The 24,584-nt window shown below is 59.4% G+C and carries 28 protein-coding genes; 16 read left to right on the top strand and 12 right to left on the bottom strand.

Going from position 1 to position 24,584, the window contains the following annotated elements:
* The 6 genes from ATO11_RS19930 to ATO11_RS19905 all read right to left on the bottom strand — a co-directional run.
* Nucleotides 1–531 (bottom strand): ArdC-like ssDNA-binding domain-containing protein (locus ATO11_RS19930; protein WP_134643179.1); only part of this gene is annotated, 531 nt, incomplete at its 3' end.
* Nucleotides 532–885: 354 nt separating this feature from the next.
* Nucleotides 886–1,980 carry a Fic family protein gene (locus ATO11_RS19925; RefSeq protein ID WP_050532667.1) on the bottom strand — a complete coding sequence of 365 codons (1,095 nt, stop codon included), beginning with the start codon at nt 1,978–1,980 and terminating at the stop codon, nt 886–888.
* Between the two features lie 143 nt (nt 1,981–2,123).
* Nucleotides 2,124–3,434, bottom strand: a complete 1,311-nt coding sequence (repC, locus tag ATO11_RS19920; RefSeq protein WP_050532666.1) for a plasmid replication protein RepC — start codon at nt 3,432–3,434, stop codon at nt 2,124–2,126.
* Nucleotides 3,435–3,599: 165 nt separating this feature from the next.
* Complete coding sequence (gene repB, locus ATO11_RS19915) at nt 3,600–4,595, bottom strand: plasmid partitioning protein RepB (RefSeq protein ID WP_050532665.1); 996 nt, start codon at nt 4,593–4,595, stop codon at nt 3,600–3,602.
* A gap of 73 nt (nt 4,596–4,668) precedes the next feature.
* Nucleotides 4,669–5,886 carry a plasmid partitioning protein RepA gene (gene repA, locus ATO11_RS19910; RefSeq protein ID WP_050532664.1) on the bottom strand — a complete coding sequence of 406 codons (1,218 nt, stop codon included), beginning with the start codon at nt 5,884–5,886 and terminating at the stop codon, nt 4,669–4,671.
* Nucleotides 5,887–6,980: 1,094 nt separating this feature from the next.
* Nucleotides 6,981–7,868: a recombinase family protein gene (locus ATO11_RS19905; RefSeq protein ID WP_050532663.1), complete on the bottom strand. Its 888-nt coding sequence runs from the start codon at nt 7,866–7,868 to the stop codon at nt 6,981–6,983.
* Nucleotides 7,869–8,094: 226 nt separating this feature from the next.
* Between ATO11_RS19905 and ATO11_RS19900 the strand changes: the two genes are divergently transcribed.
* Nucleotides 8,095–9,141, top strand: a complete 1,047-nt coding sequence (locus tag ATO11_RS19900; protein WP_082176492.1) for a hypothetical protein — start codon at nt 8,095–8,097, stop codon at nt 9,139–9,141.
* Nucleotides 9,142–9,387: 246 nt separating this feature from the next.
* Here ATO11_RS19900 and ATO11_RS19895 read toward each other — a convergent pair whose 3' ends face one another.
* From ATO11_RS19895 to ATO11_RS19885, 3 genes are read right to left on the bottom strand one after another with little or no spacing between them, the layout of a single operon-like run.
* Complete coding sequence (locus tag ATO11_RS19895; RefSeq protein WP_050532662.1) at nt 9,388–10,065, bottom strand: hypothetical protein; 678 nt, start codon at nt 10,063–10,065, stop codon at nt 9,388–9,390.
* A gap of 49 nt (nt 10,066–10,114) precedes the next feature.
* Complete coding sequence (locus tag ATO11_RS19890) at nt 10,115–11,143, bottom strand: fatty acid desaturase (protein WP_050532661.1); 1,029 nt, start codon at nt 11,141–11,143, stop codon at nt 10,115–10,117.
* Nucleotides 11,144–11,182: 39 nt separating this feature from the next.
* Nucleotides 11,183–11,389, bottom strand: coding sequence for a cold-shock protein (locus tag ATO11_RS19885; protein ID WP_050532660.1), 207 nt, complete (start codon nt 11,387–11,389; stop codon nt 11,183–11,185).
* A 256-nt stretch (nt 11,390–11,645) separates the two neighbouring features.
* Here ATO11_RS19885 and ATO11_RS22520 point away from each other — a divergent pair, with 256 nt between their 5' ends.
* Entirely contained in the window at nt 11,646–11,780 is a 135-nt protein-coding gene (locus ATO11_RS22520; protein WP_278044306.1) for a hypothetical protein, read from the top strand.
* 38 nt (nt 11,781–11,818) lie between these two features.
* Here the strand turns inward: ATO11_RS22520 and ATO11_RS19880 are convergent, their stop codons facing one another.
* A complete protein-coding gene (locus tag ATO11_RS19880) occupies nt 11,819–12,055 on the bottom strand; it encodes a hypothetical protein (protein ID WP_050532659.1) in 237 nt (78 codons plus the stop codon).
* 154 nt (nt 12,056–12,209) lie between these two features.
* On the opposite strand from ATO11_RS19880, the gene ATO11_RS19875 reads away from it, so the two are divergent.
* Entirely contained in the window at nt 12,210–12,941 is a 732-nt protein-coding gene (locus ATO11_RS19875; protein ID WP_050532658.1) for a Crp/Fnr family transcriptional regulator, read from the top strand.
* A 54-nt stretch (nt 12,942–12,995) separates the two neighbouring features.
* On the opposite strand, the gene ATO11_RS19870 is transcribed toward ATO11_RS19875, so the two are convergent.
* Both ATO11_RS19870 and ATO11_RS19865 read right to left on the bottom strand, forming a co-directional pair.
* Nucleotides 12,996–13,196, bottom strand: coding sequence for a hypothetical protein (locus tag ATO11_RS19870; RefSeq protein ID WP_050532657.1), 201 nt, complete (start codon nt 13,194–13,196; stop codon nt 12,996–12,998).
* Between the two features lie 169 nt (nt 13,197–13,365).
* Nucleotides 13,366–13,782: a hypothetical protein gene (locus ATO11_RS19865; RefSeq protein WP_050532656.1), complete on the bottom strand. Its 417-nt coding sequence runs from the start codon at nt 13,780–13,782 to the stop codon at nt 13,366–13,368.
* Between the two features lie 242 nt (nt 13,783–14,024).
* Between ATO11_RS19865 and ATO11_RS19860 the strand changes: the two genes are divergently transcribed.
* The 13 genes from ATO11_RS19860 to ATO11_RS19800 all read left to right on the top strand — a co-directional run bounded on the left by ATO11_RS19860 (nt 14,025) and on the right by ATO11_RS19800 (nt 24,413).
* The gene (locus ATO11_RS19860) at nt 14,025–14,339 is read left to right on the top strand and encodes a hypothetical protein (protein ID WP_050532655.1); all 315 of its coding nucleotides are present in this window, start codon (nt 14,025–14,027) and stop codon (nt 14,337–14,339) included.
* Nucleotides 14,336–14,689: a hypothetical protein gene (locus ATO11_RS19855; protein WP_050532654.1), complete on the top strand. Its 354-nt coding sequence runs from the start codon at nt 14,336–14,338 to the stop codon at nt 14,687–14,689. The genes ATO11_RS19860 and ATO11_RS19855 overlap by 4 nt, the downstream gene beginning before the upstream one ends.
* 52 nt (nt 14,690–14,741) lie before the next feature.
* Nucleotides 14,742–15,530: a hypothetical protein gene (locus ATO11_RS19850; protein WP_050532653.1), complete on the top strand. Its 789-nt coding sequence runs from the start codon at nt 14,742–14,744 to the stop codon at nt 15,528–15,530.
* A gap of 89 nt (nt 15,531–15,619) precedes the next feature.
* On the top strand, nt 15,620–16,819 hold the full coding sequence (locus ATO11_RS19845) for an N-acetyltransferase DgcN family protein (RefSeq protein ID WP_242601478.1): 1,200 nt from the start codon (nt 15,620–15,622) through the stop codon (nt 16,817–16,819).
* Nucleotides 16,820–16,830: 11 nt separating this feature from the next.
* Nucleotides 16,831–17,937 carry an alanine/ornithine racemase family PLP-dependent enzyme gene (locus ATO11_RS19840; protein ID WP_242601477.1) on the top strand — a complete coding sequence of 369 codons (1,107 nt, stop codon included), beginning with the start codon at nt 16,831–16,833 and terminating at the stop codon, nt 17,935–17,937.
* Between the two features lie 172 nt (nt 17,938–18,109).
* Nucleotides 18,110–18,514, top strand: coding sequence for a hypothetical protein (locus tag ATO11_RS19835; protein WP_050532651.1), 405 nt, complete (start codon nt 18,110–18,112; stop codon nt 18,512–18,514).
* Nucleotides 18,515–18,921: 407 nt separating this feature from the next.
* Nucleotides 18,922–20,130, top strand: coding sequence for a DEAD/DEAH box helicase (locus tag ATO11_RS19830; protein WP_050532650.1), 1,209 nt, complete (start codon nt 18,922–18,924; stop codon nt 20,128–20,130).
* A gap of 118 nt (nt 20,131–20,248) precedes the next feature.
* Entirely contained in the window at nt 20,249–20,635 is a 387-nt protein-coding gene (locus tag ATO11_RS19825; RefSeq protein WP_050532649.1) for a hypothetical protein, read from the top strand.
* Nucleotides 20,632–21,441, top strand: coding sequence for a hypothetical protein (locus tag ATO11_RS19820; RefSeq protein ID WP_050532648.1), 810 nt, complete (start codon nt 20,632–20,634; stop codon nt 21,439–21,441). Before ATO11_RS19825 ends, ATO11_RS19820 begins: the two co-directional genes overlap by 4 nt.
* 34 nt (nt 21,442–21,475) lie before the next feature.
* Nucleotides 21,476–22,318: a transglutaminase-like domain-containing protein gene (locus tag ATO11_RS19815; RefSeq protein WP_050532668.1), complete on the top strand. Its 843-nt coding sequence runs from the start codon at nt 21,476–21,478 to the stop codon at nt 22,316–22,318.
* Between the two features lie 118 nt (nt 22,319–22,436).
* Nucleotides 22,437–22,928, top strand: a complete 492-nt coding sequence (locus tag ATO11_RS19810; RefSeq protein WP_207382997.1) for a hypothetical protein — start codon at nt 22,437–22,439, stop codon at nt 22,926–22,928.
* A 70-nt stretch (nt 22,929–22,998) separates the two neighbouring features.
* A complete protein-coding gene (locus tag ATO11_RS19805) occupies nt 22,999–23,307 on the top strand; it encodes a hypothetical protein (protein ID WP_050532647.1) in 309 nt (102 codons plus the stop codon).
* A 221-nt stretch (nt 23,308–23,528) separates the two neighbouring features.
* Nucleotides 23,529–24,413, top strand: coding sequence for a transglutaminase family protein (locus ATO11_RS19800; protein WP_050532646.1), 885 nt, complete (start codon nt 23,529–23,531; stop codon nt 24,411–24,413).
* Nucleotides 24,414–24,584 lie beyond the last annotated feature (171 nt).

Genomic DNA, 24,584 nt, shown 5'->3' with positions numbered 1-24,584 from the left:
CGTGAAGACGGTCGTGATGTCGATGGCATCGAAAAACGCCTGCATGTGCGGAATGGGCTCGGACGGCGGATGCTCGGGTGCTGGCTCCGGATCGGGGAAGAAGCTGTCGGGCAAGCCATCGATCTGGCAGGCGTTGAACACGCGGTAGGATTTCTGGAAGCGGAACACGCGGGCCTCCTCGGAGCGATCATCCCTCTCCCCGTGATCGTCCTCGCCACCGGCGTTTTTCCGGCTTTGGCCGTAATAGACGACGACAGAGGACTTTTCGCCCTTGCGAACCTTCGCGTCCAACGCATTGGCCTGCGGCAGCGTCATCCAGAAGGGCGAGCTATGGCCCGCCATGACGGTGCGCATGGTCAGCAGGAAGTTGTTGACCCCTTGGTAGGGCTCACCGCCCACGCGCAGGGGGCGTGAGCTGCCGCCTGCCGTCCAGGGCTTGCGCCACGGCAGAACGCCGCGCTCGATGATACGGATGATTTCGTTTGTGATGACCTCGGAGGCATCGAATTTTGGCGTGCGGGATCGGGCCATGGCTGGCGTCCTTTCGTGTGTGGGTGAGAAAGACAGGCCGGAACCCGGCCCGGACCCGTCTGAGGGACCCCAAAGGCCCTCTTAAGTCAGTCACAAAACCCGAAGGACACTTTCCCTTTCTGCCAGCCCGGAGGCACAGGCCGAGGACTTCCGAGGCCGTCAGAACCGCGGTTCATCTTCATTGCACTCAGCACCTCAAGATCGGCAACGCACATCGGCAAAGAAGTGTTCAAGTCTGCTGATTGTCACGCCTTATCAACGATTTAGGGTAATCAAAGACCGGCAAACTTCACCGGTGCTTGTCTGATACTTGCGTCGTGTCGGCGTCTGGGGCTTCGCCTGTGACAAGCCTTTTTAGGTTGCCGTCAGGGAGTAGCTGGTGCTGCGTCCACCAGCGTCGTCTTTCTCAAGGGCTCCCAAGTCGATCAGATCGAGGATGTCGCGATAGGCCGTGTCTTGTGAGCATTTTTCGAGCTTCGCGTACTTCGACGTCGTGAGCTTTCCTTCGAATCCATCCAGCAGGCGGTTGAGCATGTCTCGTTGCCGGTCGTTTATGTTCGCCGTACCATATTTCTCCCAGAACCGCGCCTTCCGGAACACGGCCTCAAGGATGATCTCGGCACCATCGAATGCGCGGTCCAGGCAAGCCAGGAACCAAACGAGCCACGCCGTGACATCAAGCCCGCCTTTCTGCGTTTTCTCGAGCATATCGTAATAGTCGCTCCGCTCCTGCCGAATTTGCGTCGACATGCTGTAGAACCGCTGGGCGCTGCCTTCCGATCGCGCCAAGGCCATGTCTGCGATCGCGCGCGCAATGCGCCCATTGCCATCATCGAAGGGGTGGATGGTGACAAACCACAGATGAGCGATGGCGGCACGTATGACGGGATCTGTTTCGGGGGGCTGGTCAAACCATTCCCAAAACCGCGCCATCTCCCCGTCCAGTCGGTTGGCCGCAGGCCCCTCAAAATGCACGCGTTCGCGGCCATAGGGTCCTGATACAACCTCCATCGGACCGTCACGCCAATTTCCCACCCTGATCCGGGTCATTCCGCTTCGCCCGGTCGGAAAGAGAGCCGCATGCCAACCGAACAGGCGCTCCGCATCCAGTGGCTGGTCATATGCTTGGGTCGCGTCCAGCATCATCTCGACGACACCATCAACATGGCGATCAGACGGGATCAGTCCACCAATTTCGAGCCCGAGCCGCTTCGCAATGGACGAGCGCACCTGATCCTTGTCGAGCGCCTCCCCCTCGATCTCACTGCTTTTGACGACATCACTGGTCAGTGTTCTGAGCATCGCCTCGTTGCGAAGATCGAAGCCAAGACCCTCCATGCGCCCCAAGAGTTTGCCTTGGCGGTGACGGACCGCAGCAAGTTGTGAAGACAGTTTGGCCTTATCCCAGGTAAACTGGGGCCAATCAGGGATTTCGTGGATGTAGGTCATATTTTACGCACTCTTTGCGGAGATTATACGGCACAATCTCCGCAAGACAACAAAAACACCGCAGAAGGCGCGGAGAATAAGGGTGGCAACCTCCGCACACCGCACTTCAAACGCTGAGTGTAGAACACCTGCTTTCCCATCCATCACGTAGCCAGTCCGCCCAGCCGGCCATAGAAACTGCGATCAAGGTGCAATTCGCCAACCTGCGCCCGTTCTACGAGCCCGCGCAGGTATCCGCCGGGTGATTTGACCTCACCTGTGGTGGATTTATCGAGGATAAGGGCTATGGAAGCCGCTGCAGCGGCTGGCCCCAACACTTTGTTGGCCACGTTCCACGCATCTTCCGAGATGCCCACGATGGGCCTAAGATTGGCCGCCGCCCGGTGCACGTCGTTCCAGTCTCGCAGGTAGCCACCCATTGCCCGCGCCATTTCTGCAAAATGCGGACAGGAGGCCATCAACATCGGGATATCGACGTCAGATCCACGTTTTGATGCACCGTTTTGACTATGGGTGCTCCAGTTGATGTCTAGATCAACTTCTTCCGTGCTCTCAACGGGCTCTGCCCCCTGCCCTTCTCGCGCAAGTCCGGCCACGTGCTTTGTTTCAAAGCGATTACTTTTTACAGGATTAGGTTCATTTGTAGTTAGTATGTGGGTTTCAATTTCGAGACTCGTGGGTGTCATATATTGAGATTTACTGGCCTCTGAATCGGCGCTGCCGGCCGAACTCGCGTCAGACCGATCGGGCCAATCAAAGGCCGCCTCGAAAGCTTGCTCCACCGAGACAAGGAATGCCTTGATGCGAGACAGGTAGCTTTCCAACCCTTCTGCCCTCTCGGAGCGCCTAGGCAGGCCCTTCAGGAGCCCGTCAAATGTCTCCTCGAGGTCGCGCCAGGGACCGCGCAGGCCCGCCTCCAGCGCCTTTTCGATCTTGGCGCGGATCATGCGCCTTGTGACCGTGATCGCGTTGCGCAAGCTGGCGCAGGCGCTACGTTCTGCTTGGAGATGCGCATAGAGCGCCTCGAACTCCTCCGCACGCGCTGCAAGAGGCGACAGGTCGAAACCATATGCCTCGACAATCACGCCATCCTCGTCCCGCCTACCCCAGCGTTTGCCGTTGGGACTGTCCTTCATGGAGATCACACCAACCTCGCACAGCCGCCGCACGTGACGGCGCAATGTCGCCAGCGAAAAGCCAGTCTGCTCCATAAGGAAATGGTTCGACGCCCAAACAATGGGCCGCCTGCCCTCTTCCCAATCTTGCGCCTGCGTGACCGCGCCAAACGTATCGAGAAGCAGCAAGTCCTGCGACTTCAGACCAATCGTTGCCGCGACCTTCTTCACCGCAACGATCGCCTGGGATTTGGGTATAGATAACCGTTCGCCAACTTCTGCAAAGCGCTCGGCTTGTAGAAGTCCCGGCGTCGGCTTACGCCAACCGCTCTGTGTCATGCCTGTATTTCACCTCCGTGGTTTATGGAGGCAAAAGGATCCCGTTCGCCTAAACGACGTTCTTTCGTTGACAGTGATTCGCGGGAGCCGTATCCAGTAGGTGTCTAATCTAATCGGATAAGCTCTCGGGCCGGATCGGCTTGGGGGCTTTTCTTTTGCCTCAGGTCATGATGTCGATGTCTCCTCAGTTTTTCTGAGAAACTCAGCGTAGAGATCATCGAGGTTCTCCGAGAGAAACTCTCCGAACGCCGCGGAATCCTTGGATGTCAGCGAGATGTTGTAGGCCCGGCCTGCACGACCAATCACGCCTTTGATCCGGCCTTCTCCAGCCGTCCAGGTGCGCTTGGCAGGTGCCGTCTTGGCGCTGCGACGCTTGGGCACCCTGCCCGCTTCTGCCACCTTGCTGTGCAAGATCTCGAACTTCGTGTCACTGTCGAGCTGATCAAAGCCTTCCGATCCAAGGATACGATCGGCGACCTTGAGGTTGGCCTTTTCCGCCATCAACTTCTTGAAGTCTTCCCAACGGTCCCGGCCGATCTGCTTGGCCGGTCCGATGGCCTCGATCAGGTGGCTTGGCACCGTGCTCGCGACCGAAAGCATGCGCGACAGGAGCGTTCCGTCGATCGTCAGCGCCTGCTGGATCACGTCCTTCTCCTGACCCAGGTCGCGAAGGTTCTTGGCGAACAGCGCTTTCTCGATGAAGGAAAGATCGGCGCGGGCGGTATTCTCTTGGCCCTGCGCAAGGACGTGCGCGACATCGTCCATGTCCTTGACCACGGCCCGCACCGGACGTCCCAAGGCTCGGGCGGCGCGCACGCGGCGGTGCCCGAAAACCACCATGTAGCGCCCGGTCAACTCCGGGTGCGGACGGAGCAGCACCGGCGTGTCCTGGCCACTGGCCGAGATCGAGCGCTTGAGCTCTTCGAAGGCTTCATCGTCACCGCTCAGCCGGTCATTGACGAAAGACGCATCAATGAGACCCGTGTCGATCTCCACGATGGTTTCGCCCTCAAGCAGTCGCTTGGAGTTTTCGGCCAGGCTGTCGATGGAAACCTTCATGGATTTCGACGCGCCGCGCATCGCGTAGCTTGAGCGTTCCGCACCGGGCTTTGCCTGGCTTGCATCGCCCATCACGGATTTCAGCAGGTCTTTCCTGGCCATCTCGCCCTCCCAAAATCAATCTGGAATTTCTCATCTGCACGGCTGTCAAAACTGGTCTGCACGGCTGTCAAAATCATGGGATGTCGCGCCCCCATGCTTGGTGGACGAGACCCGCGATCTCGTCGTTCACGGCATTCAGGGAAGCGATGGCACGATCGTAAGTGGATCGTACAAATTGCGCCCGTTCGACCTCGTAAAGCGTTTGCTTCGTAATCCCCGCATCGGAGATCGCTGTGGACTTCACCATCTGCGCTTCGAGCATCTGGTTCGGGAACATGGCCTGCAAGAAACCCACCATCTGCTTCTGGGGTCCATCGGTTGGCTCAAAGCGGGTGACGAGATAGCGAAACCATTTGAGCTTCATCTCGGCACCGGCTTCACGGATCGTTTGAAGGATACCGCCAAGCATCAGGAGGAACTGGCTCATGGACATCACGTCCAGCATCTGTGGATGGACCGTGACGAGCACCGACGAAGACGCTGTTAAGGCAGTTAGAGTCAAATATCCGAGCTGAGGAGGGCAGTCGATCACGACGATATCATAGCGATCTTCGACCTCCTCGAGCGCCTTAGAGATGCGGGTAAAGAATGCACGACCCTCGGAAGGATCACGGCTCGTCAGCGCGACGGGCGTGTCGTACTCGTATTCCTGCAGATCGAGACTCGCAGGAACGATATCGAGGTTCGGGAAGTTTGTGGACCGGATCACGGTGCTGATGGGCCGGCGCTCATCGTCGTAGCGCAAAGTCTCGTAGAGCGAAGAAACAGAGTCTAACTCCGGCTGAATGCCATGTAGGGCCGTCAGCGACGCTTGCGGGTCAAGGTCGATCGCGAGAACACGATGCCCCTTCAAGGCAAGGTGCTGGGCGAGATGAGATGCTGTCGTAGTCTTGCCCGAACCGCCCTTGAAGTTGACGACAGAGATGACGTGAAGCTCTTCGCCTTCTGTCCGGTGGGGGAGGTAGCGGCGTTTGCCGGGACGACCATGAGCATCGAGATAGGCCCGGAGCTCGAGCATCTGCTCGGCGGAATAGGACCTGCGGCCTGAGGACGACGTTTCCGGCTCAGGGCCTTTGCCTTCCAAGTGAAGCTTCTTGATAGTGGATTGCGTGACACCAAGGTAGTAGGCGACCTCGGCGAGCGAGAACTGGCGCAAGCCCTTTTGTGCGTCGGGTGGATATTGTTCCTGACGCAATATATTGAGTCTATCAGAGATCAGCTCGCCTTGCTGGAGGATGATCTCGTCGAAGGGTGTATCCCCTTCAATGCCATGGAATGGTGCTGCTCCCATGCCGCCGCCTCGCTTAATATCGCTTTTTGTGCGATTTCTATCGTTAAACTGTGACTTAAACCGGAATCGGCTTATCCACAACGATTTTCTTGGGCGGTCAAATCGGGCATGCCGCGACAGAACCTTCTGGGCACTGTCACAATAGAACGTGGGCGAAGCAAATTTGAGCACAAGATATTGCTTCACCGTAATACTTTAGCAGCACTCCCGACAGCAGCAAAACGTCGATTTTTTCCATAACACATTGCTTTATATTATCTTTTCGACGTTGCACGGCTGTCAAAGATCATCCCGCCCGCATTGAAACCAAAGTACTGGCGCCCGAGATCGATTTTCGAACCCGTTTGCATTTCGCGGGATCTTCCAGAAAACGATCTGCATGACCGATGGTATCAATACAACCGGTTCACCTGCCAGGAATGCGATTGCGTGGACGACCCCAGAAGAATCGGACCGACCGATTCTCATGGCCTCGTCGAAAGCGCTGGCTGGCAATGTCAGGTCATTCTGGTCGCTTTCTTGCGGACATTACCATTGAAGCCATGATCATAGATTGTCAGCGGGAGGTACTCGGCAATGGTGTAGCGGTTCTTCTTCTTCCAGAGCCAACAGCATCCCCCTAAGCGACCAGGAGGAGAGCGACCGAGGACACAATGCGTTGAGGTTGAGGGTCAACACCAACAACAAAGCCAGCAGTGGCGTGGATATCGATGGTTGAGTTGGAGACCATGACCGCGACGTTTGCCAGTTTGATCTTGTGGCGTCGAACTCGAGGCAACAATTGATGATTGCAGTTATCCTAAGGTGGAGTTGTGATGACGCGCTTGAGATAGGAACCTTCGACCTTAATCTGCCGAACGCCGAACGCCGAACGAAACAACGGAGGAAAGAGGGCAGGGGAGAACACCATTATGCGACGCTCGGAGAACCCCCATTTGCGTGGGTTCGTATGCGAAGCAAAGAGCAGAAGGCCAAGGCACAGAAAAACAAGGTTACAGTAGGACCCGAAATACTGCGCACTTCCATCATGGAACAAGTTTCGAGACTGGACGCACTTCAAACTGACATTCCATGCTACCTGCCGAATAGCTTCGCTATTGGCCAACCAGTCCAAGACGCTCCGCTCGTTCGAGCAACATCTTGACCGAGGACGGCTGCCAACTTGTTCGACCTCTAGGGGTGCGCTCACGCATCGACTCTAGCCGGTCGCAGATTGCCTGAAGAGTGATGTCTGGATCCGCGCCCTTAATGGCCGCCACGATAGCAGGCAGGCGGTCGTCGGTGTTGCGGCGTCCGGCGCGGCCAAGGACTTCGTCAGTCAGGAACCCGTCGCGCACATAGGCTTTCACGGCGCGCAAGAGGCGGCTTTGGGTCCAGCGACGATCTCGGGGCAGGGGGCCATTGATGATCCGCAGGACGTCTTCCCAGGCCATATCCGGGCGCAGGCGGCGCACGTGGGGCACCCAATCCTGCGCGGTCTCGTTGAGGCGCTCCATGTAGCCGTCCTGTCGTGCCAGCCGCACCTTACGCAGCGCGGCGGGGTCTTTGGTGCGAAGCCCAGGATTGCCACCAACGCGCCCTTTGGCGCGCGCAGAGGCAAGCCCGGCCTTGGTGCGTTCGCGGATCAGAGCGCGCTCGAACTCGGCCGCGGCGCCCAGAACCTGCAGCGTAAACTTGCCCTGTGGTGAGGATGTGTCGATCGGGTCTTGGAGCGAGCGGAAGAAAGCCCCCTTGGCCTCGAGACGTTCGATCACCTCCAACAAGTGCGACAGAGACCGCGCAAGCCTGTCGATCCGCACAACGACCAGCGTGTCTCCGCTCTGGACACGTTCGAGCACGCGTGCCAGCACCGGTCGCGCGCGATTGCCGCCCGAGGCGTGCTCTTCAAAGATCTCGACGCAACCCGCAGTTTGCAGGGCCTCAGACTGGGGCAGGGGGGTCTGATCCTCTGTGGAAACACGGGCGTAGCCTATCAGGGGCATGAAATCGGGCCGTTTGCAATTTAAGGTATCGCTACTAAACGACCGTTTGTAAACGAATGCAAGCAAGTGTTCTCTCGACGCGCTGGCGCACAATCCCTTGGTTTCCCTTTGCTGAGCGCGAACTGAGAGGTTCCGTCGGCAGTCGCGCGCGCGTACTATATGAAGAGCGCAGGCAGCGGCTACAAAAACGCTTGGGTAATGTGCAGAAGCTCAGTATTTTGCACATATGAAGATGCAAGCGTCTACTTTGACTGATGACTTTGACGACCCCTACATCACCATCGAGGAGGATCTCTGGTTTCTGCCGGGGCCACTCGAAGAAGAACCGGATGATTTGCCTCCCGGGCCGCGGGCGGAACCGCCCGAAACTGCTGTCGTCGATGACTGGGCAAAGGCAGAGGGTCTACACGCTGCGCGACTGGCACGCGTGGCTGGACGCCTGGGTGCTCTGGATGACCGGTTGCTGCGTGGCCCCGAAGGCTGGCGTCATCGCCTAGCCCTCATCGAGGCGGCGGACCTCAGCTGGTTCGCAGGGGATCGGGTGAGTTCTGATCGTCTGGCGCTCTGGGTATCGATGCGGCTCTCGGGCGCACAGGATGACCCAAATGCACTGGCAACGGTTGGATGGGCTGCTCGGCGCCTGACTGGCGGTCCCGGACCGGAGGCTGACTTGGCCGCCTTCCTGGATCGCCGCGATCCCGAGACCATCGAAGACAGCGCTGAGCGGCTCAAAGATCGCGCGGGCGGATGGCTGGACGTCATGGCCGCCGCAGCCGAGCTCCACCCGATCACGCGGGCTTGCATGGGCTTTCATCTCTGGAGTCTGGCGGGCCTCGGTGGGCAGGGTGACCAGATCGAAGCCGCCGTCACCGCGTCCAGGATCGCTGCCAGCGATGGAAGGGGTGCTGTATTTGCACCGCTCGCCATGAGCGGGGCAGGGTGGCTGCGTGCCTCGGGCTCGCCAACCGAACGCTTGGCCCGCTGGTTGGATGGGATGAACAGCGGGATCTTAAAGGCGGTGCGAACACTTGATGGTATTGAAGCGTGGACCGGGCAAGCAGAAAGCGTCATGGCGCAATTGTCTGGCCGCACGCCGGTCGCCTTGCGAAAAACTTTCTCTGAGTGGCCCTTGGTGTCCGCCCGAATGGCTGAGGCCATGACCGGAGCTAGTCGCGCCGCGGTTCAGCGCAATCTGACGTGGATGGAAGCACGCGGTTTGATCCGCGAAGTGACAGGGCAGGGGCGCTTCAGGATGTGGAAAGCGACAATCTGACGGATCGTCCAGTGATGGATGGTGGTGATTAACGATCGTTTTCAGGTGTTTATATGACAGCGTGTGCAGATCGTGTTCATGTTTCGATCGCGCGATTTCGCGCTACGTGCGGCCGTCTTCGGAGGTATGGTGCGCTTGAACCTTTGGACAGGCCAACCCGGCTGACACATCCCGACGCACCTGCTCCATATCAGGGCCATGCTGCTGGCCCCTCAGGCATCGAAACGCGCGTTCGGGCGATGTCATTCATGCTGCAGACCTAACTGCTTCGCGCAGCTCAGCGTGAAGGATCCAGTTTCCCGGGTTTTCATCGTTTCTTTGCCGGCCTCGGTACCCAAGAAACATCGTTCCGTCGTTGTCGCTGGTCGCAGCATCCGGAGTTGCTTCGAGTGAAAGGTAACTAGCGATCAATAGCCCGGCCGACGCTAGTGCGCGATTGGCCGAAGCGTTCGATTTGTAGCCTGCAGCGCTTGCAACGCGTACCTCCGACAACCCTGCATCGTCGGCCAAAGCGAGAGCGAGCAGCATGGCGCGTTGTGGGCGCGATAGGGCGACCTGGGCGACCGCTTCGACGAATTCCTCGGTGCTCGGAACGGCAAGACCCGTTGCCGGATCGGCCCGACGATCGTCGGTTCTGCGGGTTTCCCGTGCGTCGATGGCGTCGTGCAAGGCGGCGATCGCGGCCTCTTCCGTCGCGCCTGTGGCTTCGGCAATCATCCCGCGGGCGTTCGTCGGCGGTTTCGGAAAAGCCCTGGCCACGAATTCCCCGGAAAGGCGCCCGGACTTGATCTGGTAGCGGCCGTACTCACCCAGCTGGACCGCCGCCGGTTTATCCGACGACCGTTCCGACGCCTTCTTTTTCTTTCTATCTTTGAAGAGGTCGCGACCCGTGGCCGTACGAGCTTCCGTGCTGAAACGTGTCATGTTGGTGTTCTCCGAAAATGGTAATTGGCGTGATGGGTGCGATTCCAGATCAGGCCGGTAACTGCCGCGCTTCGGCGAATGTAACCAGCCGCCCTCCGGACTCGTCCCAGAGCGCGAGGCGCGCGCAGTTCAGGCTTTCCCGCAGGGTCACACGGTTCGTATTAGCAAGCGCGTCATGGTCACGAAGCACTTCGGGCAGGCGGTAGAACGGGATTCGGCTCGCCAGGTGATGAATGTGGTGGACGCCAATATTCCCGGTGATCCAGCGCAGAATTCCGGGAAGCGCATAGTGCGAACTTCCCTCTAGGGCTGCTTGCTGAATGTTCCAGTCCTCGTCGCGTTGCCAGCTGGTTTCCTCGAACTGGTGCTGAACATAGAAGAACCACATGCCGGCCATCGCGGCGAGAAGCATCGTCGGAAGAAACACGAACAACAGGACATACCAACCGCCGAGCCAGACGAGGATCGCCAAGACTATCGCGATCGCAACATTTGTCGCGAGCGCACTAATCCAATAGCGCCACCCTGATCGCATCAGACCGACCGGTAGCCGGTTCTGGAGGAAGAAGGTATAAAACGGCACGACCCCGAACAGGAAGACGGGATTGCGCACAAGGCGATACGTGACTCGGCCGATCCACCCTCTTTCCCGGTATTCCTGGACAGTCAGCGTCGGCAAGTCGCCAATGCCGCGACGGTCCAGATTGCCGGTTGTCGCATGGTGGACCGAGTGATTTTTGCGCCAGACATCATAGGGCGTCAGCGTCACCACGCCGATGACACGTCCCAACCAGTCGCAAGCGCGCCGACTGCGAAAAAGGGACCCGTGGCCACAATCGTGCTGGATCATGAAAAGGCGAACCAAGAAGGCCGCGTTTCCCAATGCCAAAATGACGGCCAGCACCGTGCTGACCGACAGCAACCACCAAGCCACGGCCCAAATCGCGACAAACGGCGCAACCGTCACGAACAGCTCAAACAGACTTCGGGTCGGGTTCGGTGTGCGGTATGGCGCCATAAGGCGTGACCATTCCGAGGCATCGCGTTGCGGTTGGGTCGTCGTGGCGGGCTTAGTCATGACGATGGGGCGCCCCGAAGGAGCGCCCACTTGCAAAGATCAGGCGAGCGCGATGTTGGTTGCGCTTTCACGGCCGTCACGGCCAGCCTCAACATCGAAGGTCACCTTCTGATCGTCGTTCAGGGTGGTCATCCCGGACTTCTCGAGTGCGGAGATGTGGAGAAACACATCCTTGCCACCCGATTCCGGTGCAATGAAGCCGAAGCCTTTGGTGGTGTTGAACCATTTCACTGTGCCATTGGCCATGTGAATTTTCCTTTTGTGATCGCTGCCCGCAACATGCGGCAGCCCGGCTTCTTACGACAATGTCGAGTGCTGTGAGCCGGTGAAGGAAAACAGAATGTCGAATGGAGGTCAGTAGCACTAAGTATGTGGTCATCAACCGGAAGGATTACAAGGCACCCGTTGCCGGGCAACCGGGGTTTCCTTTGCCAAAGGGGCAACGATCCTCTATGACTGACGGGCTGCCAGGTACCCTGGCAGTTCGCAAAGGAAAGCCGATATGTCGTTCAACGACCTGGCAAGGAAAGAGGCCGCCGACAAAAAGGCCTTGCAAGAAAAAGAAACGAAATCAACGCCCAACAATGACGAAGGCCCCGTATCGGGGACCAAGCCGGTCGATGCGCCACAAGACTGACAGGCGCGTCGGAAGACTTCAGGTTCGCCCAGACAGTCTCAAGAGTTGCGTGTCAGGTTTCCTTCTTCAAGGATTTCGTTGATCAAACCGGCGGTTGCGGCATGCAATTGCCGCTCCGAATCCGAGCCGTCAGCGTTTTCGTGAGTTTCCGCAGCATCGCGTAGAATACCGACGATCTCGCGTTCCGGAAGCACGTTGCGATCTTGCAGGGCAAGCAGCAAGGCCTCGCAAATCGAGAGGGCAGCCATGCCCGCCGGGTCTTGTTGGTCTAACATCGTAGCGTTCCTTTTTCGTTCGTCGAATGGTGAACGGGTGAGATCGTGACGCCCTTTGACACAGTCATAGTGCTTTCTATCGTCCGCACTGATCGAAAGCAGTCTCTATGGAGAATTCTTTTGGGCGCATTCGCAGGTTCGTAGGAAGCCAATTATGAAAGTTGAAACCAGCCCGCTCACGCGAAAGCTCTCCGCATTCGTCAAGCTTTCGGCGTCGGAACTTGGCGTGCTGGAGCGGTTGCATGAGCGACGGAAATCCTTTTCCGCAGGACGTGACCTTGTGCATCAAGGTCAATCGGAACAGGCGGCCTACATCCTGGCGGCGGGCTGGGTCGTTTCTTACAAGATACAGGCTGACGGGACGCGGCAGATCGTTGATTTCCAGATACCGGGGGATTTTCTGGGGCTGCGCAGCGTGCTTTTGCACACGTCCGATCATGGGATTGAGCCAATCGTCGAGATCGAAGCTGCGGAAGTTCAGGTGAGCGACCTTTTGCAAGCATTCGCAGAGACACCACGGCTGGCAACGGCCATTCTCTGGGCCGTGTCACGCGACGAAGCGATGGTTGTCGAGCATCTGGTTGGGTTGGGGCGGCGCGACGCGGATGCGCGCATGGCGCATTTCCTGCTGGAGCTTGGCGTGAGACTGTCGCTTGTCGGTATGGGAAGCAGGGAAGGTTATGCCTGCCCGCTCACGCAATACCATCTGGCTGATGCTTTGGGGTTAAGTGCCATCCACGTCAACCGCGTCCTTCGCAAACTCCGCGAAGGCGGGCTTGTTACGTTTCAGGGCGGACTGGTCACCTTCGATGACTACGAGGGACTGGTTGCGTTGGCGGATTTCGATCCCGCCTATCTCGATCAGTCGCGGCCTCTCTTGCCGTGAAAAAGCCGCCCTAAGTTTGGGCGGCCCTGACGTCTTTTCGCAGGCATACCGACATTACATCAGTGCGCGGCTCGCTTGCTTGAGTTCGTTGTGCGCCTCTTCGTCGTTTTCAGCTTCATGGGCCTTTTCAGCGGCCTGATAGTGCTTCAGCGCTGCGGCCTTCTTGGGGCCTTCGGGTGCCTTGTCCCAGGCAGCCTTGACGGAGGCCAAGTGTTTCACGGTCTGGTTTTCCTGGGTTTGGTTTTCTTCACTCATGGAATTGCCCTTTCCTGGACGTTCCGAGAATAAGAGGCGCAGAATTCATACAGTTCTATGAAGGAACTGCATGTGCCCCGCGCCTCTGAGCTACTCGGAAAAAACCACCATGACATTCGGTGGATTGGTTCACCTATCCGGTTTCTCGGTGTCCTTGCACTGACGCAGGTTAGCCCGTCTGAGCCAGGTAGAAGAACCACGTTAGAACCAAGACCCCAATGAGGGCCATGGTTGTCCAGGAGATTGATAGTTTCGGAAAATTGTTGGGGCCTGCTTCGAGTGGTTTCGAAACACGAAGCGGTGCGCGTTTTGGCAGCATTAAAACCAGCTTTGCCGCTCTGCTCTCGCAAGCCAGCGCCAGCGCCGGAATGTCGGTTATCGCTTCAAAATGCGTCGTCAGTCGGACTTGCGCGTCCTCCGGGCCCAGACGTGAAAGCTCACGCGCCTCGGTCCATGGCTCGAGGTCAAGGCGCGCAAGCGCTGACAAGACCGTCACGGCTGCACCGGTTCGGTCCTCCCCCAATTCGGCGAAGAGGAAGGCATCGTAGTCACTGCCGTCCGGGTGAAGGACGTCTGAGGCGGACATGGGTTTCCTTTCGGCGTGAGACTGAGGCAAAGACTTGCAAGCAAGTGTTTGAAGCCGCGGATCGGCTTTGCCTCTCATACTGACAGCAAAGAACCCGACCAGGGCTAACCTCGATCAGCATCGCATTGCGAAGGTTCGCATAGTGTGCACTCAACTGCCTTGTTGCGACGAGGTGTTCTTTTCGACGCGTGCCACGGTGGCGGCGGTGGAAAGTCCAGCATTCTATTCAATGGAGACCCGGGATGCTCACGCGTTCGACCAGATCAATGGTGACGTTTTCAAACGACTTCACGATTGGCGACAACCAGCGGGAGCTTCCAGCCGGAACGTATGAAATCGTTGTTGAGGAAGAGCTAATACAAGGCCTCAGTTTCGAGGCTTACCGGCGCACAGGGACATACCTGATGGTCCGGGGGCGCGGCAGCAATGCGGGTCAAACGACGATGCAAATGACCACACAGGAGGATCTTGAACATGCGATGGCATGTGATCGAGCACTCTCCGAAACCACCAATGATAGCGAAGCGGCGCTTTCCCCGCAAAAGGACACGACATGACAACACCTGAATGGCTGAAACCTGGCATCTACGGCGCACTCCTTGGCGCGGCGTTTGTCGGCATCGTCGGATTTTCCTGGGGCGGATGGATGACAAGAGGCGGCGCGGACGAATTCGCCACCGCTATGGCAGAAGATGAAGTCATCGCGGCGTTGGTTCCCGTCTGCCTCGAGATCTCCAGAACAGATCCAAATCGGGTGGCGCAGATTGCTGCAATCCGTGAGGCATCGACGTCGCAACGTCGCAACGTCGTGATGGAAACAGGCTGGGCGACGATGCCCGGATCAGATGGCCCGAACCGCGATCTGGCGCAGGCATGTATCGAAGGTCTCGAGCTTGATGCATCGTAGTGGTCTCAAACCGTCGCGCGTTTCGTCCAAGGGCATCGCAGGGGTGCTTGACATGGTGTGGTCCCGCTCTGCAAAGGCCTCCGCGGAACTCCTCGCGCTCGTCTTCGTCGCGTTCATCGCGATCGGATCGCCGTCTTTCGCCCAATCTCAATCGGCCCCGATGCCCGCGAATGCGCAGCCCAAAAGCTATGGCGACGGATGGGAATGTGATCGTGGGTACCGGCGTGACGGCGATGCGTGTCTCGCCATCATCGTTCCTGAGAACGCTTACGCCACCAACCGGACCTATGGCAAGGGCTGGGAGTGCCTGCACGGATTTCAGGAGGTCGATGACGCGGCTTGTTTTGAGGTCGTCGTTCCCGAAGGCGGCTATCTCGACTCGTCGGGACAAAGATGGAACTGCCTTCGTGGCTACATGAAGGTCGACGACATTTGCTTGGAAGTCGTTGTGCCGGACAATGCGTATCTGTCGGCTGACTCTTATGGCGCCGCTTGGCTTTGCAAACGTGGCTACCAGGTCGAAGGCGACACATGCGTCGCAATCGCGGTCCCGGAGAACGCCTTTCTGAACGGAGCCGGATACGGGCAGCCATGGACCTGTGAGCGAGGCTATTTTGAACGCGATGACACCTGTAAGGCTGTCGTCGTCCCGGAGAACGCATATTTCGACGATGCGAGCTATGGCCCGGGCTGGAAGTGTAATCGCGGCTTTGCAGAGTCCGACGACGGCTGCACAAAGATCGAACTCCCTGACAATGCGCATCTCGACAGATCGGGAAACCGCTGGGAGTGCCACAGGAACTTTCAGCGGTCGCAGGGGCGATGCGTCCTTAACGACTAACGCTCGCAATCAAAATTGAAACACGGTTCACCCGCCCGAACGCTTCATGTGATCGGATCCGGGAAAACCCGCTTGGGAAAGGAATAATCATGGAATCGGACAATGTAGAAAACTCGATGACGAGGCTGACAACGATGGGGCCGCAAGCTCCACCTGATGTATCCGCATACCGCCAGTCTTACGGCAAAAAAGCTATAACAAACGGTGTGCCCACAGCGGTTGTCTATTGCGAGGGGAACTTCGGGCAGGTCGACGGCAAGACCGCGAATGGGCTTGTCCGTCACAGCCAGGCCTACCGCATTCTAGCGGTCATCGACGGCCTACTTGAAGGGCGTGACAGCGGGCAGGTGCTGGACAAAGTGAGCAACGGCATTCCCATACTTGAAGACCTCGAGGCTGCGGTCACGCGTGAAGCTTATATCCCCGACACGTTGATTTATGGCATGGCCCCCTCTACGGGAAAGATGTCACCCGCAGATCGCGGGGTCGTGCTGGATGCTATCGCACTCGGCATGAACATCGTCAGTGGTCTGCACGAATTCCTCGGCGATGATCCAGAGATCTCGGGCGCTGCTAACGCGTCCAACGTGACGATCCGAGATATCCGCAAGCCACGCCCAAGCAAGGACATGCGCCTGTTTGACGGAAGCGTGTCCAAGGTTAAGGCAATCCGCATTGCCGTGCTGGGAACGGATTGTGCAATCGGCAAGCGGACCACAGCAACCATTCTGGCCAGAGAACTGAACGCGCGTGGTATCAAGACCGTCCTCGTCGGCACCGGCCAGACGGGGCTCATGCAAGGCGCAAAATACGGCGTCGCCATGGACGCCGTGCCACCACAATTTTGCTGCGGAGAACTGGAACGCGCGATTGTTGCGGCGTCTCACGGCGACGATCCGGACGTCATCCTGATCGAAGGGCAAGGCGCGCTCAGCCATCCGGCCTTTTGCACTTCGGCATTCATTCTGCGCGGCAGCCAGCCGCACGGTGTTGTCCTTCAACATGCGCCCAAACGCGCCCATCGCTGCGACTTTCCCGCCATGCCGATGCCCAGGCCGAAAAGCGAGATCGCCCTCATCGAAGCTTTTGCCGACACACGGGTGATTGGTATCACACTCAACCACGAAGCGATGACGGGCACCGAGGTCATTCGTGCGATTGACAGTCTTTCACGCGACCTCGGCATTCCGGTGACGGACGCGCTGACCCGGCCGGAAGTGCACCTGAGCGACATGGTCTTGGCCGCCTTTCCGCAGTTACGGCCCGTGCCTCTCGCGGCCGCGGAATGACCTCGCCGCGGGTGGAAATCGATCTTGGCAAGATCCAGGCAAACGCGCGATGTCTCGTCCGCCGCCTTGGCGACCGTGGCATATCGGTTACCGGCGTAACCAAGGCATTCTGCGGGCATCCTGACGTCGCCGGGGCCATGCTTGACGGTGGCGTTGTCGGTCTGGCCGACGCACGCATAAAAAACGTCGTTCGGATGCGGACCGCAGGGATCAATTGCCCAATTTCGATGATCCGCGCGCCGCTGCTTAGCGAGATGGAAGACGCAATCCAGCATTGTGACGCGAGCTACAACACGGAGTTGGACACAATCCGGAAGCTTGGCGCCGCCGCAAAGAAACTGGGTGCCTCGCACGATGTTATCCTAGTGGCTGAAATGGGGGATATGCGCGAAGGCATTTTGCCGGAGAACCTCAACGAGTGCGCCGCTCACGTCATCGCAACACCTGGTGTCACGCTCAAAGGCATCGCTGCGAATTTTGCCTGCATGGGCAGCGCGGCACCGACCGGCGACGACATGGCCATGCTCTCGAGGCTGGCCGACCAAGTCGAAGGCGCTTGCGGACCTTTTGTCGAGCTTGTTTCAGGAGGTGGATCAGCCAATTTGCCATGGGCGCTTGGCGAAGGTTCAACCGGGCGAGTCAACAACCTCCGCCTGGGTGAGGCGATCCTGTTGGGCACCGACCCCGTTTCAGGGAAACCGATCGACGGCCTTCACACAGATACATTTGCTCTTTTTGCCGAAGTCATCGAGGCAAGGCACAATCCGAGCTCAATGCCGACGAAACCGAGTCCGCTGGAGTATAGAAAGCTCGAACTGGTTTCGAATGTCGGCCAAACAAACCGCTCCATCCTTGCCGTTGGGCAGCAGGACACGGACGCGAGCGGTTTGAAGTTTCCTTCAGGAGTCGGGTTCATCGGTGCGACGAGTGACCACACCGTTATCGACACGGGCAACGCCAACGTATCCGTCGGATCCGAGATGAAAATCGGCATGGACTACAGCGCACTCATGCGGGCGATGAGCGCGCCCGATGTCGAAAAAGTCGTGCGTCACGGGCTGTCAGAAAATGGAGTTTACAAAGAATCCAGACCCCGACCAATCCTGAAGTTGGTATAAGCCCGAGTGATCTACGCGGCCAACCAGCACCGTCATGTTTGGCCAGAAATCAATGCTTCAGACGGGGTTGCTGAACCGGGGCCCCCAAGTCCCAAGGTGCCCTGACCCGAGCCCTGCACGACGCTTTACTCGCTGTCGCGACCGGACCATTTCAATGAAAGGACACACTACCATGGACAACACATTGACCAAAAGCGTTGTGGTCTTTGATCGGCCGTATAAGATGCCCGGCTTCGATGAAACACTTCCTGCGGGTGAGTACGGTATCGAGACCGAGCTCGCCTCGCCCCCGGATCACCGAGACCCAGAGGCCTGGAAGGCTTCCGTGATGATCCACCTGCTTCCGCGTGTGTCTCATCCGGGGTTGACGCGTAGTCTTCTGGCATCGCTGGTGGATTTAGACAAAGCCCGCGCGAGGGATAAGCTTACCAGGAAACAGCTGTCAGACGTCTTTTTCGAAGAGATGCTGGCCGATCCAATGGAGCAACTCGTTATGCGGGCCGATGGGGTGTCCGAAGCGCAGTTGCGCCATCTCTACTCGGGTTCGATGAACGCAGACCGATCCCAATCTCCCTGACCCGAAGCCCGATCACAATGGACCGTTCGCGCCGTCGGGGGAAAGCTCCGCGAACGATGCCGCCGAAAATGTAGGGGTGCAAAGCACACTGAACCCTTAACGCTTTCCGAGCAACGATGGAATAGACCTTGTTGCCCTCTTGATCGTCCGGCTGTGTTCGCCATTGACAAAGCTCTACCCAGACCCCAAGTAAACTATGCGTCATCGTTCTGCCGCGTGAGCAGGCGGCTTAAGGGCCGCCCCAGGCTGTGACGTAATGTTTTCCCACATCACGTAGGGGCGACGCCGCTCAGGGCGGCTTGCGGCACAATTCGGTGTCGTGGGCAGTTGCCTCGGGCGCACCCCGTCCGAACGAACGCAAAGGCGTCCGTCGGCAATGCCGGACTCCGATCCGGACAAGGACTGACATGAACTTCAATGAACTCGGGCTGAACGCCCGAATGGTCTCGCGGCTCGAGAGCCTCGGGCTGACCGAACCTACGCCGATCCAGACCAAAGCCGTCCCCTATGCGCTGCAAGGCCGGGACATCCTCGGGATCGCGCAGACGGGAACGGGCAAGACCGCTGCATTTGGCATTCCGCTGGTTGTGGCACTTTCCAAAGCTCAGGAAAAAGCCGCGCCGAAATCAGCACGCGGGCTTATCCTTGCACCAACGCGTGAACTGGCCAATCAGATCGTCGAGAGCCTTCAGGGGCTGACAGCCGATCTCCGCATCACACTCGTCGTGGGCGGGAAGTCGATAAACGCACAGGCCCAGAAGCTCGCCTGCGGCACCGACATCCTCGTCGCCACGCCGGGCAGGCTGATCGACCTGATGGATCGCCGGGCCGTCGATCTCGGGAAGACAAGGTTTCTCGTCCTCGACGAAGCGGACCAGATGCTCGACATCGGCTTCGTCCATGCGTTGCGCCGCATCGCGCCGATGCTGGGCAAGGACCGCCAAACCATGATGTTCTCGGCCACGATGCCGAAGGCAATGGCAGAGTTGTCCGGGCACTACCTCGACAAGCCGATCCGCGTCGAGGTGTCGCCGCCGGGCAAGGTTGCCGACAAGGTTTCCCACAGCGTGCATTTCGTTGCCAAGGACCAGAAGCAGGGTCTTTTGATCGAACTGCTGGACGGACACCGTGACGACCGCGCGCTGGTCTTCTCGCGCACGAAGCATGGCGCCGAGCGGCTCATGAAGAACCTCGACCGGGCCGGTTTCGCGGCCACCTCGATCCACGGCAACAAGAGCCAGGGGCAACGTGACCGGGCCATCGCCGCCTTCAAGGACGGATCGGTGCGCGTCCTCGTCGCGACGGATGTCGCGGCACGCGGGATCGACATCCCCGGTGTCGGCCATGTCTACAACTACGATCTACCGAATGTGCCGGAGAACTACGTACACCGGATCGGGCGCACCGCCCGTGCCGGCCGCGACGGACGCGCGGTCGCGTTCTGCGCCGCCGACGAAGTGGCGGAACTCAAGGCCATCGAGAAGGTGCTTGGCATGCGTGTCGAAATCGCCGGAGGCCGCGCCTGGGAAGGTCTCGGAGACGCTCCAAAAGCGAAGAAAGGGCGGCGGTCACGACGGCGATCTTATTCGCGACGCCCGGAGCGGATGGCCGCCTGACATCAAACGGCAGACGGCTTCGAGCCTGACGCGGAAGACAGCGCTGGTCCGGCAGCTGACTGCGACCCGGACAAGCTTTCACAGCGAGGCGGTGCTTTCTCCGCAGGAGGATACTTCAATGAATACTCCCGAATGGCTCAAACCCGGCATCTATGGTGCCGTGATCGGTGCCGCGGTCGTCGGTATCGGCGGCTTCACGTGGGGCGGCTGGGTGACGGGCGGGACAGCGCATGACAGGGCGATGGCCATGTCCCGCACGGACGTCGTCGCAGCCATGGTGCCGGTCTGCCTCGACATGGCGCAGGCCGATCCGGACCGCGCGGCGAAGCTTGCGGTCATTCGCGATACCCAGACCTACCAGCGCCGAAATGCGCTCATGGAGGCCGGCTGGGCGATTGTGCCCGGCGCCGAAGCGCCGGACCGCGACATCGCGCAGGCCTGCCTGGCCTCTCTTGACGTCGATGCGTCGCCGGAGCGCCCGGAAGCTGCGGTGGACGAGGGATGAGCGGTTTCATCGCCACTGTCAGATCACGGATCCCGACGCCGGGCCTCGGCAGGGCAGTGATAGTTGCGGCCAGCATGATCGCCTCCCTGGCGTTTCCGGTCCTCGCGCAAGACGGCACCGGACCGATGCCCGAGAATGCGGAGGCACGAAATTATGGCGGCGGTTGGGACTGCGCGCTCGGGTACCGAGTGAATGGTGAGGAGTGTGTCGCCATCGACATCCCGGAGAATGCCTATGCAACCGGCCGGTCCTACGGTTCGGGCTGGGCGTGTCGTCGCGGGTACGAAGACGCGGGAGGAACGTCCTGCGCAGCGATCCCGGTACCCGACAATGCGTTCCTGCGATCCTCCGGCTACGACTGGCAGTGCGATCGCGGCTACCGGCAGGATCGCGAGACCTGCGTTCCCATCGTGCTGCCAGACAACGCCTATCTATCCGACGATACCTCAGGCTCCGGATGGACCTGCGAGCGCGGTTTCACCGCCAGCTCCAGCACCTGCGTTCCGATTGCCGTTCCCGAGAACGGGTATCTCACCAATGCGGACTACGGTGACGAATGGGCTTGCGAACGAGGCTTCTTTGAAATCGATGGCCGTTGCGATCCCATCGCGCTTCCGGCGAACGCCTTTCTGGACATGGCGTCCTACGGGCCGGGATGGCGCTGTGAGCGGGGATTTGAGACCGTCGACACCACCTGTATCGAGATCGACCTTCCGGCAAACGCGCATCTCGATCGAACGGGAAACACATGGCGTTGCGATCGCGGCTTTCAACTCGCGGATGGGGAGTGCGTTCTTGGACGATAGTGCGCCACGATCGGACCACGGCGACTTGCCCGGCATCCGGATGCGGATAGGCTGTCGCCTTCGTTACCGGCTGACCCAGCCGACGCCGCTCATTGCAATGCTGAACGTGCACTATTCGCGCTTCGGCGATCTCGAGCGTGCCGACTATCTCGTGACGCATCCGAGCGTGCCGCTGGAAAGCTATCGCGACGGGTTCGGCAACTGGTGCACGCGGATGGTGGCGCCGGCGGGGGACTTCACCCTGTCCACCGACGGGATCTTTCGCGACACCGGATTGCCCGATCCGACAGCGACCGAGGCCGCGCAGCACGCCGTTCAGGACCTGCCTTTCGAAACGCTGGTCTACCTTCTCGGCAGTCGCTATTGCGACACCGATCTTCTGTCGGAAGAAGCCTGGCGACTCTTCGAAAACACCCCGACTGGCTGGGCACGCGTCCAGGCGATTTGTGATTTCGTGCATTCCTCGGTCTCGTTCGACTATATGCAGGCGAGCGCGACACGCACAGCGTCCGAAACGCTGGCCGGACGGAACGGCGTCTGCCGGGATTTCGCCCATCTGGCCATCGCGTTCTGCCGTTGCTTGAACATTCCGGCGCGCTACTGCACCGGCTACCTGAGCGAATTTGGCCAACCAAAGCCTCATCCGCCTGACGATTTCGCCGCCTGGATGGAGGTCTTTCTGGGCGGCCGCTGGTGGGTATTCGATCCGCGGAACAACAGCCGACGCGTGGGGAGGATTCTGATCGCGCACGGTCGCGACGCCGCCGATGTCCCTCTGACGCAGACATTCGGACCGAATACATTGACGCAATTCGACGTCTGGACATGGGATGCCGAGGACAACCCCGCCGAGGCCCCGTCCGGTTCTCGAAACTAGGCAGCGGCGTGTCCACGCCGGTCCTTATCGGTCTGCCCTTCCTCGGCCAGCTGGCGAGACGGTTGGTCCGCCTCTCTGCAGGGGAATTCGCAATCTGAAACCATCTAGGAGAATTGAGATGACCACCGCGATCAAAACGACTGCCGTATTTCTCCGCCCGTTCCAGCTTCCGAGTTTCAACGAAACCCTGCCGCCCGGCGAATACGAGATCGAGACCCAGCTGATCGAGCCCGTGGACTGGATCGAACCGGGCACATGGACATCGTCCGTGCTTGTGCGCCTCCATCCCCGAGCCTCGCATCCCGGGCTAGACCGAACGCTTACGGTGCCGCTGGCTGAGCTGGAGCATGCGGTCGCAAAGGACAAGCTCACTGGCAAGGCTCTGATGGATTACTTCCTCGAGGAGATGCTGGCCGACCCGATGATCCGCCTCGTCATGCAAGCGGACGGCGTGGCAGAGGCTGAACTTCGCGACCTCTACTCGGCTCAGCCTAAAGGACGGCGGGACGACGCACGGGAAGCAAGCCTGGCTGATCGGCAAAGCACAAGAAGCAGATCAAGCGTTTCCGGACCGCGCGTCGGAAGCGGGCGCCCAGGGATTGGGGAATGAGTGCTGTGTCGGGAGCCCGACTATCCTGTCCGGCTGGGAGCGGTTCCGATGTTGCCGCCAGGGCGCTGTCATGACCGATGCCCCGATCCATCTCGACGCTCGCCGGACCGCAACCGCAAGGCATGAGACGGAAATGCGGCGGCGACCTGCGAACGACCCGCCGCCCTTGATGCCCTTGGCACAACCGCATCTCGGAAGTCTCGAAGACCAGATATTGGCGGAACCTGCACGGACATGGGTCGAGGTGATGGAGAAGTGGCGGTTCCTTCTCGAACGGTATGCGGTAACGCCTGATGCCGGCGATGAACGCATTCAGAAACTCATCAAGCGCGCAATTGGCGACATGGAGCGGCTGCGAAAACGAGAGGAGCGCAAATGACGATGAAATCCACAGACGCGGAAGTTGAGACAACCAGAGCAACGGCAGACATTGCCGCCGAGCGTGTCTGCCTGAAGTGCCGGTCGCCCTTCTGGAGCGAAGGGTTCGGTGAGCGAGTATGTTCGCGCTGCAAGGCTTCTTCCGTCTGGCGCGCGGCGATCTCCGAGGGTGGCGGACACGGGCGCCGACGTTCCGGCGGTCGTTTATCGTAGGTCGCGCCGATGCCATCGGTCACCCTCACGCACACAACCTGCTATCGGTATCGCACCGCTGTTTCACTCGGCCCGCATCGGCTGATGTTGCGTCCGCGGGAAACCCGGGATCTCAGTCTGACGTCTTTCGACCTGAAGATCAGTCCCGAGGCCCGCATCGACTGGTCACACGACGTTGCCGGCAATGCGATCACGACGGCACAGTTCGACGAGATGACGGAGTCGCTTTCGATCCGGTCGCGCGCGCGGGTGGACCTGAGCGCGCCTGTCTGGCCGGTTTTCCCGATCGCTGCCGACGCTGCCTCCTACCCATTTGTTTATTCCAGCGACGACCGGACCGACCTCGGCTCGCTGGCGACGCCGCAATACGCGGACGCCGCGGGGCGGTTGTCCGCGTGGGTTGAAAGTTATGTCATGTCACGGCCAACAGACACGCTGTCACTGCTGAAGGACATCAGCAACGGCATCACGGCCAGCATTTCCTATCAGAGCCGCGAAACCGAGGGAACGCAAGGACCGCTGGAGACCCTCGACAGGGGATGGGGATCCTGCCGGGACTTCGCCGTGCTGTTCGCCGAGGCCACCCGGACACTAGGCTTCGGGGCCAGGCTTGTATCAGGATATCTGTCCAATCCCTCCGGGGACTGGGTCGGAACAGTGGGAAGCGGTTCCACACACGCCTGGGTCGAGGTGTTCGTTCCCGGAGCGGGCTGGATCCCGTTTGATCCCACCAACAGGTCGGTCGGCTCCACCAATCTCGTACCCGTCGCCGTCGCGAGAAGGATGGAGCAGGTTGCTCCAGTAACGGGCAGTTTCCACGGCAGACCCAGCGACGTGTTGTCGATGGAAGTAACGGTGGATCTTGAAGATGCCGGGGCGCGCGCTCCTGGATGACGAGACGAAAGAAGGGATTTTCTTTCGATGCTAGCAACAGCCCTCAGGATTGATGGCCTGAAGGATTGGACTGATTTGCTCTACGCTTCTGCTGGTTAGCAGATTTGGCTTAGCAAACCGTGTGCAGATGTCGATACAGCAAGCGATGTAACATAAACTTCATTATGCGCC

The organism is Pseudaestuariivita atlantica (genome assembly GCF_001205715.1).
Lineage (GTDB): Bacteria > Pseudomonadota > Alphaproteobacteria > Rhodobacterales > Rhodobacteraceae > Pseudaestuariivita > Pseudaestuariivita atlantica.
This window is presented reverse-complemented; position numbering and strand designations above follow the sequence as displayed.